Here is a 12,739-nt window from a genome sequence, read left to right as displayed (position 1 = left end):
CCGTGGCGGCGCGCATGGGGGGACGCCGGGGCGGTCGACGGTCACGAGGTGACGGCCTGGTCGACGAGCGCCGCCGCGGCACCGGTGTACTCGGCCGGATCCGCGAGCCGGGCGATCTCCTGAGGGCTCATCACCCCGGACAGCCGCGGGTCGGCCTCGAGCGCCCGGGTGAGGGTGCCGCCCTCCCGGCGGGAGGTCTCGGCGGCGTCCGCCAGCACCGCCCGCGCCTCGGCCTTGCCCAGGCGCGGCGTCAGCACCGCCGAGATCCGCTCGGAGACCACCTGGCTGCCGGTCAGCGCCAGGTTGGCCCGCATCCGTTCCGGACGTACCCGCAGGCCCTCGGCCAGTTCGGCCGCGCAGCGGGCCGCCCCGCCGGTCAGCCGCAGGCACTCGCGCAGCATGGACCACTCGGCGTGCCAGGCGCCCGCGGACCTCTCGTCCTCGGACATCAGGCACTGCGCGAGACCGGCGGCCAGCAGCGGCACCTGGAGGGCCGCGCTGCGGATCAGTGTGCTCAGCACCGGGTTGCGCTTGTGCGGCATGGCCGAGGAGGCACCCCTGCCGGGCGGGCCCGGCTCGGCGACCTCCCCCACCTCGGTCCTGGCCATCGACAGCACGTCCACCGCGACCTTGCCGAGCGCACCGGTGGTCAGCGCCAGGGCGGCTCCCAGCTCGGCGACCGGCGCCCGCAGTGAGTGCCACGGCAGCACCGGGCGGGCCAGGCCGGTCTCCTTGGCGAAAGCCGCGGCCAGGCGCTGCGGATAGCCGTCCGGACCGTCCGGCGCCCCGACCCCCTCCAGCCGCGCGTACTCCAGGTATCCGGCCAGCGTCCCGGCCGCCCCGCCGAGCGACACCGGCAGGCCGCCGGCCAGCAGCCGCGCCAGGTGCTCGTCGGCGAGCAGGATCTGCCGGCGCCAGCCGGCGGCTTTCAGGCCGAAGGTGGTGGGCACCGCCTGGAGAGCCAGGGTACGGCCCGCCATCGGGGTGTCGCGGTGCTCCAGGGCCAGGGACCCGAGAGCCTGGGTCACCTTGGCCAGGTCGGCCCGGATGACGCGCAGCGCGCGGGAGGCGACGAGCATCGCCCCGGTGTCGAGGATGTCCTGGCTGGTCGATCCGCGGTGCACGTACTGCGCTGCCTGCGGGCTGTCCGCGTCGACCTGCTCGGTCAGCGCCGCCACCAGACCCACCACCGGGTTGGCGGTCTCGCGGGCGGCGAGCGCCAGGGCGCGCAGGTCGAACCGGTCGGCGCGGGCCGCGGTGGTGATGGCCCGCGCGGCGTCGGCCGGCAGCGTACCCAGCGTTGCCTGCGCCCGCGCCAGGGCGGCTTCGGCGTCGAGCATGGCCTGCAGCCACGCGCGGTCGCCGACCGCCTCCTCCACCTCCGTCCCGGCCCGTACCGGGGACAGCAGCCCGGCGTCGGCCGGTGCCGCCTCCCACCTGGTGGTCGCGCTCATACGGCGACCCCCCTCACGTACATCTCCTCGGCCTGCGCGTGGACGGCGGCGGGGAGGGTGGTCGCCTCAGGCAGCGCCAGGACGGCGGCGGCGATGGCGTCCGAGTCGCCCAGGGTGACCGAGTTGACGCCCGGCCGGATGCCCGCGGCCGTCACCCAGTGGACCGACTCGGTCGGCACCCCGTAGGCGAACCTGCGCGGCTGGGCGTGGCCGTCGGCGTCGATCACGTGGTACGGCCGTTCGGTGACGGCCATCCCGCCGGTCTGGTAGACGCGGCCGTTCGCGGTGGGGATGCTGTACGGGGCGCACTGCTCGGTCTCCAGCAGGTGGCGCAGCAGGGGGTCCGCCGTGCGCAGCAGGTCCGGCTCACCCATCCGTGCCTCGATGAGTACGGTGGCCCGTACCGGCTCCGCGTCCACCACGGGCGACTTGGCCAGGAAGGCGGGGTCCGTGGTGGCGATGCGGATCCCGGTGCCCGGTCCGATCAGCCGCAGGACCCCCGCCTCGATCAGCGCGACCATCTCCTGGATGCGGGAGGCCGGGGGGCCGATGGACAGGAAGGCGTTGAGCGGGGTGTACCACTGGACCACGTCGTCGCGGTACGAACTGCCGTCCACGCCACCGTGGTCGACCAGCAGCCGGATCTCGTTGCGCAGGTCGCGCAGGACGTCGAGGGCGGCCTTGAGAGGACCGTCCACGTTTCCCGCCCTCGCCTCGCGCACGTCGCGCCTCAGGTAGTCCAGCAGCCACTGGTGGAACTCCTCGCTGCCGCCGAACGTCCGGTTGCCGCAGGGACGGGCGAGCCGGTCCCAGTCCCAGTGGTCGTCCGGCTCGATGCCGAAGTCGTCGAGCAGCCCGGACAGGTCCATGAGGCCGCCGGCGGCCAGGTAGCGGGCGATGAAGTCCTCCGCCTCGGCGCCCCTGCCGCGGCTGCGCAGGAGCGTGCCGTAGTAGGCGCTCTCCACCTCTCGGGCGATGAGCGGCCACAGGTCGGTGGAGAAGCGCAGCAGGCGGCCGGCGCGGTGCCGCTCGCGCAGCTCCTCAATGACCTGCGGCGTCAGCAGCCGCGGGGTGTACCGGCCGTATGGCCCCTTCTGGTTCTCGCCGCGCGCCTGGTAGGGGATGCCGCGCCGGGAGGCGGCGAACATCCGCGGTTCCTCGCCCGAGGGGTGGTAGAGCAGCCGGCCGTCACGGGTCTCGTAGCGTCCGCCGCGGCCGGCGGTGAACAGCGTCATGTAGTCGAAGAAGTTGAGACCCAGGCCGCGGAGCAGCACGTTCTCGCCCGGCTTGACCTCGCTGAGGTCGTGGTCGGCGGGGTTGCCGGGCGGTATGTAGGTCAGGTGGTGGATGCGTGCCAGGCTCGCGGTGCGGGCCTCGCGGGGAGAGGGATGGGAGGGCAGGTGCCCTTGTGCCATCACGATGGCGGACAGGTTGTTGAGCCGGGTGCCGTTCTCCAGACGGACGCCCTGCGGGCCGCCCGTGACGCCGTACGTGTCGGCCATCGCGACGGCGCGGGAGGTGTGCACCTGGACGGTGACGTGCCGCGGGGCTCCGTCCACCAGCCGCTGGAAGACGTCCTGGAGGTAGCGGCCGTAGAAGGCCCGCGTCGGGTAGCTGTCGGGACCCAGGCCCCGGGCCTCGGCGAGCGTCTCGTCGTCGCACCGGCCGTCCCCGGCGCCACTGCCGAGCTCGCGGGCCCAGTCGTAGAGGGTGGGGCCGGGCTCGATCGGGCCCTCTATCTCGACGCTGTCGTCGGTGTAGAGGGTGATCTGGGAGGCCACCGTGTTCATCAGCAGGTGGCGGGGCTGGTCGGTGCGCCACACCCTCCCCGGGCCGGGGGCCTCGGGGTCCACCAGGTGGACGACCAGTTCCCCGCACGACGCCCGGCGGCGTTCGCGGGCGCAGATCCGTTCCAGCACGGACAGACCACGGGGGCCGGCGCCGATCACGCACACCTGCATCCGGCTGTTCATGCGTCTCCTTCCCCGGCCACCGCGCCGTGCGGGGCTGCCGATTCCGCGTCGGCGCCGAAGTGGCGGGCACCGTGCATCCAGGCCAGGTGGTCGTGCAGCTGCTCGGCGGACATCGCCGACAGCATCGCGTTGCGGGCGTGCGCCCCGGCGCCGCGGGGATGCCACAGCCGGACGCTGTCGCGGGCCAGCACCTGGATGCGGCTCGTGCGCTCGCGCCGCGCCGCGTTGTACTTCTCCAGGCGCTGCGGGAGTTCGTCGGCGTGGCAGTCGACGGTGTCGCCGAGCAGCACCGCGTCCTCCAGGGCCTGGCAGGCCCCCTGCGCGGCGTAGTGCAGCATCGGGTGGGCGGCGTCGCCCAGCATGGCCACCCGTCCGTCGGTCCAGTCGGCCACCGGGTCGCGGTCCACCAGGACCCAGCTCTTCCAGTCCTCGCCGAGTTCCAGCAGATCGCGCGCGGCCGGGCACAGGGCCGCGAACTCCCGGCGCACGGCGTCCTTGGTGACGGCGACCCCGGTGAGCGCCTCGGTGGCCCCGTTGTCGCTGCTGGCGGCGAGGTTGAGGAACGTGCCGCCGGCGATCGGGTAGTGCACGAAGTGGCAGCCGGGACCGGCCCACCAGGTGACCGCCGAGCGGACCGGGAAGCGGGACGGGACCCGCTCCATGGGGATGACGGAGCGGTAGACGGTGATGCCGGAGATCCTCGGCGCGCCGTCGTCGAGCATCTGGCCGCGGATCTGCGAATGGATGCCGTCGGCGCCGATCAGGGCGTCGCCGGTGAAGTGCCGGCCGTCGCGCAGGACGGCCGTCACCGTGCTGGCGTCCTGGAGGTAGCCGGTGGTCTCGCAGGCGCTGTGCAGCTCGATCCGGGCGTTGCCCAGGCAGGCGTCGACGAGCAGTTTGTGCAGTTCGGCGCGGTGCACTACGACGTAGGGGTTGCGGAAGCGGCGCTGGTAGGCGCTGGACAGCGGAACACTGGTGACCCAGTTGCCGGTCACGCCGTCCATGAAGCGCAGTTCGGACATCGCGACGGCGGTACGCCGCACCGCCTCGCCCAGCCCCAGGCGGTCCAGGGCGTGGATGCCGTTGGGCGCGAGCTGGATGCCCGCTCCGATCTCCGCAAAGCGGTCGGCCCGTTCCAGCACGACGGTGTCGTGGCCGGCGGCGGTGACGGCCAGGGCGGTGGCCAGGCCGCCGATACCGCCGCCGACCACGATGATCCGCGCCATCACGACGCCCCGGGGGCGGGCGGGGCTGCTTCCGCGTCCAGCTGGCGGGCCAGTTCCAGACGCTTGATCTTGGTGGTGGCGGTCTGCGGCAGATCGCGCAGACTGCGCTGCACGGGGTCGGCCATCGCGGGCAGATCCCTGACCGCCGCCGCCCAGGCGTCCCTGTCCAGCGGCAGGTCGTCCCTGGTGGACACCACCGGGACCGCGTTGCCGTTCTGGTCGCGGACGACCACGATCTCGGCGAGCTGCTCCAGGCGGGAGAACAGGGCGTCCTCGATCGCCAGGGTGCTGCCGACGCTCTCGATCATGTCCACCTCGCGGTCCAGCAGGTGCACGCAGCCCCACCGGGTCCGGTAGCCGACGTCGCCCATCCGCCACCAGCCGTTGTCCTCCTGCTTGTCGTAGCGCTCCTGCTCGCCCAGGTAGGTGATGATCCGGCCGTCGCTCTGCACCTCGATGTAGCCGGGGTTGTCCTTCGACGGCGGCCGCCCGTTCCGGCTCACCACGCGGACCCGGGTCATGCCGGGGAACGCCATGCCCACGCACCGTCCGTCGGCGTCCTGCGGGCGCCGCGGGGAGAAGGACCGCACGACGGCCGGCCCCACCTCGCTCTGCCCGTACAGCTGGCCGAAGAGCGGGTTCCTGCGGCGGGAGGCGGCGAGCAGGCGGCGCACCGTGCGGGGGTGTATGGCGTCGAAGGTGCTGCTGAACAGCTTGACGTCGGCCAGCGGGCCGCGTGGGTCGTCCGCCAGCTCCTCCCACCGCATGAAGGAGTTGGGGTGCGCCTCGATGATGCCCGGCCGCAGCTCGGCGAACAGGGCGGCCACGTGGGCGGGTTCGGAGTGGGCCAGCACCAGGATCGGGAACCCGCGCAGGAGGGATATCGACAGTGCGGTGATCAGGCGCGAGTGGACGAAGGAGACATGGATGGCGATGGTCTCGCGGCCGCGGATGACCGGCGCGATGACGGCGGCCTGGGGCCGGTAGCGGGCCTGCAGCGTGCGCCCGGTGTGGACCGCCAGCTTGGGCAGCCCGGTGGTGCCGGAGGTGTGGGTGATCAGGGCGGGGTGTTCGGGCGGCGACGTGACGGCGGGGACCCTCGGGACGCCGGTGAGGGACCGCAGCGAGGTGGCGTCCGGGTGGCTGCCGCGGGCCAGCAGGACCTTGCTGGTGAGGGAGAAGACCGCCTCCGGCAGGTCCTTGTCCAGTTTGGCGGCGTCGGTCAGCAGGTACGGCCGCTCGGCGCGCTCCAGGAGGGCGGCGACGGTCTCGCCGTCCAGCCGGGGGGAGAGCAGGACCGGTACGGCGCCGATGCGGGAGGCGGCGCAGGCCAGGAGCATGATGTCGAAGCCGTCGGACTTGTGGATCACGATCCGGCGGCCGGGGCGTAATCCCGCGGCCCACAGGCGGGAGGCGAAGTCGTCGACGAGGTCGGCCGCTTCGGCGACCGTCATGCGGCGCCCCGTCTCCGGGGCGATGTCGAGGTCGTGGTCCAGGACCAGGAGGTTCGTGGGATGCCGGGAGGCCGCCCGCTCGAAGAGCGTGCCCAGCCGGATACCCCGGTTTCCTATGCGTTGCAGAAACACGTTTTCACCCTCTCTCCCGGTGCGGAGAGTCAGTTGTTCCGGACGGCGTCCTTCTCGATGACGTTCTTCAAACGGGCCACGGTGGCGGACATGTCGCCGAAGAGTTTCTCCTGCCATTCGCTGAAGAACCTCCGACGTTCGGCGTCGCCCATGCCCGACGTGATGCCGCGGATTCCTTCGGTGACGGAGTCCATGCGGAAATGGTGGACGAGGCGGCTGCCGCCGTCCGCGGGCTCGATCTCGAAGGACCACACGCTTTCCTGCGCCTTTCCGGCACTGTCGCACATGGCCCAGCGGAAGGCCCGGTCGGGCTCCGCAGCCACGACCTCGGCCCGGGTGAACCATTCACCGCGCACCACGGGGGCCCATGCCACCACGGACTCCGGGCGGTAGTTGCGGCCTTCGAAGACGGCGCCGACGGTGGCGGGGCTGCCGATGACCCATGCGCCCCCCTGGCATTCCTCGCTCCATTCACCGGTCCGCGGCATGTCGCTCACGACCGCGTACACCTCTTCCGGTGTCGCGGCGACCTCGGTCTCGATCCGTACCTCGAAAGGCGGGGCTTTGTGTGTGCTCTGCGTCATGGGACGCTGCTCCCGATTCTTCTCGGGGACCCGGACGGGTCCGCGCTGATGATGGGGAATCGTCTTTTCCGTGGTGACCGGACGCGTGTGCGCCATGAATTCCCGGCGGGGTACCGGCGGGAATTCCTGCCGCACACGCGTCCGTATGAATTCCCGGCGGGTGCCGGCGGCCGTCACGAGTACGCCGGGCGGGCGCGCTCGTCGGGCAGGATCAGCCCCTCCCTGAGGGCGAGCGCGACGGCGTGTGTCCGATTCGGGCAGTTGAGTTTGGCCAGCAGGTTCGTCACGTGCCGCTTCACCCCGTGTTCGCTCAGGTCCAGCCGGCGTGCGATCTGCTTGTTGCTCAGCCCCTGTGCGACCAGGGAGAGGACCTGCTGCTCACGCGGCGTCAGGCAGACCGCGCGGGCGGAGGGTGCGGCCGGCGCCTGCCGCAGCCGGGAGATGAGCAGGCGGGCCAGGTCGGCGGGAAGCGGCATCTCGCCCCGGCTCAGCCGCTCCATGGCGGTCCGCAGCGCGCTCACCGTCACCTCCGACTGCATCAGGAAGCCGTCGGCGGAGGCCAGCAGGGACTGCCCCAGGGTCTCCACCTCCAGGTCCTGCAGGAGCAGCAGGCTGCGGGCACCGTGCAGCCGGGCGGCTTCGATCAGCGACGCGGTGCTCTCGTCGCCGCCGTGGCACAGCACGACGTCCGGCCGGAGCGCCGCGAGCAGGCGGCACGCCTCGGCGGCCGCCCCGTACACCCATGTCGATCCCACGGCCGGCACGCTCTTGAGCATGCTGAGGATGCCGTGGCGGACCAGTTCGTTCTGGAGGACGACCAACATCGTCACCGGGGGCGGCGCGCCTGGCGGAACGTCTTCGGCGTGGTCGGCGTGAAGTGTGGCCAGCATGGTGTTCCCACGTCTCTGTAGGGGAGCGGCCCTCGCGGACCGCGGTCGTGCGTACGAAGGGCCGCGTGGCCTGCTACGGCGCGAGCCGGGACGGCGTGAAGGCGCGGGCGGTCCGGGCGACCCGCCGGCCGAGGTGGCGGGCGGTCTCGCTGTCCGCCTTCGGGACGGCTTCCGGGCCCTCGTCGGTGTTCGCCTGCGCGCCGGCTCCCAGCGTGATGCCGAGGCGGTTGAGGTCGTGCTCGCTCCCCACGGAGGAGCTCCAGCCGGGCGGCAGGTCGAGGTTGACCCAGTGCATGCCGTGCTGGGAGGCGAGGACGGTGAAGTACTGGAGCGTGTGCAGCTTGTCGCCCGACATCGCACCCGCGATGGTGAAGCCGGCGGCCAGCTTGTCCTTCCACGCCCGCCGCGACCAGCGGTCCGACGTCGCCTGCGCGAAGACGTGGAACGCGGCGGAGGCGGTGCCCATGTAGGTCGGTGCCCCGAAGACGATCGCGTCCGCGGCGTCCAGGCGCCCCCACTGCTCGTCGGTGATGGTGTCCACCGCCACCAGTTCGGCCAGGGCACCCGCCTCCTGGGCGCCTTGCGCGACGGCCTCGGCGAGGACCGCCGTGTGCCCGGTGCCCGAGTGGTAGGCGACCACCACGGAAGGATCACGCGTCATCGCCCCTCCTCCACGGTGCCGTCGGTGCCGGTGCCGGTGCCGGTGCCGGTGGCGCCGGAGGCGGTGTCCGGCGGGCGGCCGGCGGGAGTGAGGACGTGCCGTACCTCGGTCTCCAGCCGGTTCAGGTCGCGGGCATGACCGTGGGCCGCGATGTGCCCGTCCGGGCGGATCAGGTAGTACCCCGGCCGTCCGCAGCCGGTCACCCGGGCGGAGCCGGCATCGAGCCGGACGACCCGCAGCAGGGGGCTGCGGGCGGCGACGTGGCCGAGCTCGGTCATCCACGCGGGGTCGCGCGGGGGCACCACGGCCAGCGTCCAGGCGGTCGTGGCGCCCGGCCCGCCGCTCCCGCCGCCCGCCCGGGGGAGCGGACCGGGGAAGACCGACCCGACGGGCACGCCGCCGGGCAGGCAGTGGCGCACCCGGCACGCGGCCCGTCCCGACGGGTGCTGCGTCTCGCGTTCGGGGACGTAGGCCAGGCGGCGCCCGGCCATCACCGGCGTGTAGCCCCGGGAGACCACGCCCGTACGGTCCGCCAGACGGAACGCCGCGTCGCGGGCGGCGACCCGCGCGGTGCCCCGCACCCCCCATGCCCGGGTCTGCAGGTCGGTGTCCCGCACGATGCGGCGGGTCGCCTCGGAGCGTTCCCTGCCGTACGTCTCCAGCAGCGAGGAGGGGGACGTGCCGTGGATGACGGAGGCGAGCTTCCAGCCCAGGTTGTGGGCGTCCTGCAGACCGTTGTTCATGCCCTGCCCGCCCGCGGGGCTGTGGACGTGCGCGGCGTCCCCCATCAGGAAGACCCGGCCCAGCTGGTAGGAGGTCGCGTGGCGGGCGTGGACGCGGAAGACCGCCTGCCACACCGGTTCGGCGATCCGCACCCCCCGGGGGCCGCGCTCGTCGAGGACCGCCTGCATCATGGGCACGCCGACCTCGCGTTCGTCGCGCGGTGCCACCGACAGGAAGCGGTAGACGCCGTCGGGGCAGGGCACGACGACCAGGGTTCCCGTGCCGGACTGGTAGTAGCGGATCTCGTTCGACGGCAGCGCGCCGTCGATGCGGGCGTCCACCAGGGCGAAGGCCATCTCGTAGGTACTGCCGAGGAACCCGATGCCCAGCTGGCCGCGCACCGTGCTGCCCGCTCCGTCGGCACCGATCAGGAACGGCACCGGCACCGCCTCCAGGCCGCGGTCCGGGGCCTGGAGGACGGCGGTGACGGTCGGCGAGGTGTCGATCCGTCCCGAGTAGTCCGGACCTTCCAGCCAGCGCAGCCGCACGCCGCGTTCGATCGTGCCGCCCAGCTCGTGCAGCCGCTCGGTCAGCAGCCTCTCGGTGACGTGCTGGGGCACGATCCGCGATGCCAGGTCCTCCCGGAATCCGAACGACGCCAGCGGCCTGCGCTCGGAGAAGTAGCTGAAGGCGTCGATGCGGTTGGACAGCTGCCGGATCCGGGTACCGATGCCCACGTCGTCGAGGATGTCCAGGGCGCGCGGCCACAAGGAGAGCGCCTTGGTCGCGGTGGACGGCTGCGGTGCGTGGTCGATGACGCGGACCCGCACCGAGCGGCGCAGCAACTCGCAGGCGGCCAGCAGGCCGGTGGGGCCGGCGCCGACGACGAGCACGTCGACGTCGGTGCCGGCGGGGCGCACGCGTGTCATGCCCCCGACTCCCGTCCGGCGCGCATCCGGCGGACGAGTTCCAGGCGCTGCACCTTCATGGTGGCGGTGCGCGGCAGCTCGTCCAGCGACATCTGGACCGGGTCGGCCAGCGTCGGGAATTCGGCCACCGCCTCGTCCCACCGCGTGCGGTCGAGCGGCTTGTCGTCACGCGTGCACAGCACCGGCACCGGCTCCTGGTCCGGCCCGGGTATCAGCACGAGTTCTGTCAGCTCCGGCAGGCGGGCGAGCACCTTGTCCTCGAACTCCAGCGTGCTGTGGATGGTCGGGATGACGTCCACCTCACGGTCCAGCAGGTGCAGGCAGCCCAGCCTGGTACGGAAGCCCACGTCCCCTCCGCGCCACCACAGCCCGCGCTCCTGCTGCTCGAACCGGTCCCGCTCGCCGTAGTAGCCCACCGCCCGGCCGGGAGTGAACACCTCGATGTAGCCGGGGTGTTCACGGGACGGCCGGTGCCCGTCGCGCGGTACGACGCGGTACTTGGTGATCCCCGGCATCGCGTATCCCAGGCAGCGGCCGTCCGCCTTGTGCGCGTTGGCCTTGGTGTAGCCGCGACCGACCAGCGGCCCGCACTCGCTTTGACCGTAGATCTGGAAGAACAGCGGCGAGCGGCGGTCGGAGGCCTGCAGCAGCCGGTCCATGGTGCCGGGGTGGATCGCGTCGAAGGTGCTGCTGAAGTACTTGACGTTGGACAGCGGACGGCGGGCGTCGTCGACCAGTTCCTCCCACGCCATGAACGAGTTGGGGTGGGTCTCCAGGAAGCCCGGCCGGGTCCTGGCGAACAGGTCCGCGACCTTCGCCGGCTCGGAGTCGTTCATGATGACCAGCGGCATGGCGCGCGGCAGCAGCACCGCGAGCGCCAGGAACATCCGCGAGTGCACGTACGAGACGTGGATCGCGACCGTCTCGCGGCGCCGGATCAGTCCGGCCAGCCGGTTCTGCGGGCGCCAGCGGCCCCGCAGGCTCCTCGCGGTGTGCATGACGAGCTTGGGCAGCCCGGTGGTGCCCGAGGTGTGCGTCATCAGCGCGGTGTCGTCGGGGGCGTTCACCACCGGCGGCACCAGCGGCGCGCCGGCCAGCTCGCTCAGGCTGACCGCGCCCTCGCGGGCGCCGCCGACCACGAGCAGTCGGCTGGTGACCCTGTCCAGGGCCGACTCGGCCAGCGGGCCGTCGAGCTTGGCGTCGTCCGTGACCAGGTTCGGCCTGCCCAGGCGATCCAGTAGAGCGGTGACGCTCGCGCCGTCCAGGGCCGGGGAGAGCATGACGGGGACGGCGCCGATCCGGGCGGCGGCGGTGGCCAGCAGGTAGATGTCGAAGTTGTTCGACTTGTAGATGGCCACGTGCTCGCGCGGCCGGATGCCGACGGCGTGCAGCCGCGCCGCCAAGTCGGCGACGTGCCGGGCGAGTTCGGCCACATTCAGTCGTCGGCCGGTGCCGGGCAGGACGTCCAGGTCGTGGTCGAGCGTCAGGGAGGTCCTGCCGTGCCGGGCGGCGGCGAGTTCGGGTACCAGCCCGAGGTACAGGGCGTCCTTGCGGGCGGTGATCGGTGTCATGGCGATTCTCCTTGTGCAGAAGAGCGAGCGCGGCCTTCCCCGGGGGAGGCGAGGGCGCCGGGCTCAGTCCGTCGGCTGCGGAGTTCCGAAGCGCTCTCCCAGCGCGTGCGCGTCCTCGTCGCGGAGCCTGATGTTGAACGTCTCGCGCAGCGTCCGCACGATCTGGTCCCCGGTCAGCTCGGCGCTCTCGGTCCGCCCGTCGGCGTACTGGGTCACCAGCACGTTGTCCTTGAGGACGTTGCGCTCCTTCCCGGTGCCCAGCTGGACGACGAGGCGATCGACGAACACCGAGTTGGGGTCGGCGTAGGAGAAGTGGTTGATCATGTCGAAGTCCACCATGTGGTGGCGCTCCAGGCGCAGCGCGTACACGTCGAACCAGCCGTCGGCGTGCTCGCAGCGCAGCACCCAGTCCTCGCCCTCCTGATCGAGGCGCCAGGTCCAGTCGCCGACGGTGAGCGTCGAGCCGTCCTCGAAGCGCATCGGCTCCAGCGGGGTCTCGTCACCGAAGCCGGGATCGCACATCCACAACGTGCCGTCGACCTCCGCGAGCAGCACGGCGTGCGAACGGGTACGGACCCGGTTGTTGCCTCGCCGGACCCGGGCGATGTGCCGGACGACGGGGAAGCCGAGCTGCTCCAGCGCCGCGGCGAACAGCAGGTTGCTCTCCAGGCAGCAGCCGCCCTGGCCGTCCGCCACGATCTTGCGCTGCACGCTCTTCAGGTCCAGCGAGACGTGCCGGCCGAGCGCCATGTCGATGATCTCCCACGTGATGGAGTCGGCGTGGGCACGGTGGATCCGGCGCAGCGTCTCGAATGTCGCGGTGTGCGGCCCGTCGTATCCGATACGGGAGAAATAGGCGTCGAGATCCAGCTGGTCGATTCCCCATTCAGGTTCCGAACCCGGTGGCTTCGGCAGAACGGACTGGTCCATTGGATGACCCTTCTTCGCAGTGTCCCGAACCTGTCGGAGTCGTCATCCGAAGTATTCGCCGGGCCGTTCCGGTGCTCAACGAATGGACCTCGGGATTGTCACCTGGGCCGGAATCCGTCAAGTCGCCCGGGCCGCCTCCCACCGACCTGACATATTCCTCTCCGTGCGCTCCAGAGGTGCATTCGTGCATGCCGAGAAGGGCCGCCCCGATG

10 protein-coding genes are annotated in these 12,739 nt (G+C 72.3%); all 10 read right to left on the bottom strand.

What is annotated here, in order from left to right; translation table 11 throughout:
* Nucleotides 1-41 precede the first annotated feature (41 nt).
* The 10 genes from pcaB to VIW71_RS00785 all read right to left on the bottom strand — a co-directional run bounded on the left by pcaB (nt 42) and on the right by VIW71_RS00785 (nt 12,527).
* Nucleotides 42-1,454, bottom strand: a complete 1,413-nt coding sequence (pcaB, locus tag VIW71_RS00830) for a 3-carboxy-cis,cis-muconate cycloisomerase (RefSeq protein ID WP_331619823.1) — start codon at nt 1,452-1,454, stop codon at nt 42-44.
* On the bottom strand, nt 1,451-3,427 hold the full coding sequence (locus VIW71_RS00825; RefSeq protein ID WP_331619822.1) for an FAD/NAD(P)-binding protein: 1,977 nt from the start codon (nt 3,425-3,427) through the stop codon (nt 1,451-1,453). Before VIW71_RS00825 ends, pcaB begins: the two co-directional genes overlap by 4 nt.
* Nucleotides 3,424-4,653: an FAD-dependent monooxygenase gene (locus VIW71_RS00820; RefSeq protein WP_331619821.1), complete on the bottom strand. Its 1,230-nt coding sequence runs from the start codon at nt 4,651-4,653 to the stop codon at nt 3,424-3,426. The genes VIW71_RS00825 and VIW71_RS00820 overlap by 4 nt, the downstream gene beginning before the upstream one ends.
* Entirely contained in the window at nt 4,653-6,239 is a 1,587-nt protein-coding gene (locus VIW71_RS00815; RefSeq protein WP_331619820.1) for a class I adenylate-forming enzyme family protein, read from the bottom strand. The genes VIW71_RS00820 and VIW71_RS00815 overlap by 1 nt, the downstream gene beginning before the upstream one ends.
* Nucleotides 6,240-6,268: 29 nt before the next feature.
* Nucleotides 6,269-6,823, bottom strand: a complete 555-nt coding sequence (locus VIW71_RS00810) for an SRPBCC family protein (RefSeq protein ID WP_331619819.1) — start codon at nt 6,821-6,823, stop codon at nt 6,269-6,271.
* 173 nt (nt 6,824-6,996) lie between these two features.
* Nucleotides 6,997-7,713 carry a response regulator transcription factor gene (locus VIW71_RS00805; protein ID WP_331619818.1) on the bottom strand — a complete coding sequence of 239 codons (717 nt, stop codon included), beginning with the start codon at nt 7,711-7,713 and terminating at the stop codon, nt 6,997-6,999.
* Between the two features lie 73 nt (nt 7,714-7,786).
* Nucleotides 7,787-8,374 carry a flavodoxin family protein gene (locus tag VIW71_RS00800; RefSeq protein ID WP_331619817.1) on the bottom strand — a complete coding sequence of 196 codons (588 nt, stop codon included), beginning with the start codon at nt 8,372-8,374 and terminating at the stop codon, nt 7,787-7,789.
* Nucleotides 8,371-10,026, bottom strand: coding sequence for an FAD-dependent monooxygenase (locus tag VIW71_RS00795; RefSeq protein ID WP_331619815.1), 1,656 nt, complete (start codon nt 10,024-10,026; stop codon nt 8,371-8,373). Before VIW71_RS00795 ends, VIW71_RS00800 begins: the two co-directional genes overlap by 4 nt.
* A complete protein-coding gene (locus VIW71_RS00790; RefSeq protein ID WP_331619814.1) occupies nt 10,023-11,597 on the bottom strand; it encodes a class I adenylate-forming enzyme family protein in 1,575 nt (524 codons plus the stop codon). Before VIW71_RS00790 ends, VIW71_RS00795 begins: the two co-directional genes overlap by 4 nt.
* Before the next feature lie 63 nt (nt 11,598-11,660).
* Complete coding sequence (locus VIW71_RS00785; RefSeq protein ID WP_331619813.1) at nt 11,661-12,527, bottom strand: arylamine N-acetyltransferase family protein; 867 nt, start codon at nt 12,525-12,527, stop codon at nt 11,661-11,663.
* Nucleotides 12,528-12,739: the final 212 nt, after the last annotated feature.

Origin of the sequence: Streptomyces sp. (assembly GCF_036524955.1) — a bacterium.
Taxonomy (GTDB): domain Bacteria; phylum Actinomycetota; class Actinomycetes; order Streptomycetales; family Streptomycetaceae; genus Actinacidiphila.
Note: the sequence above shows the minus strand (reverse complement) of the source record. Positions and strands in the feature narration are given on the sequence as shown.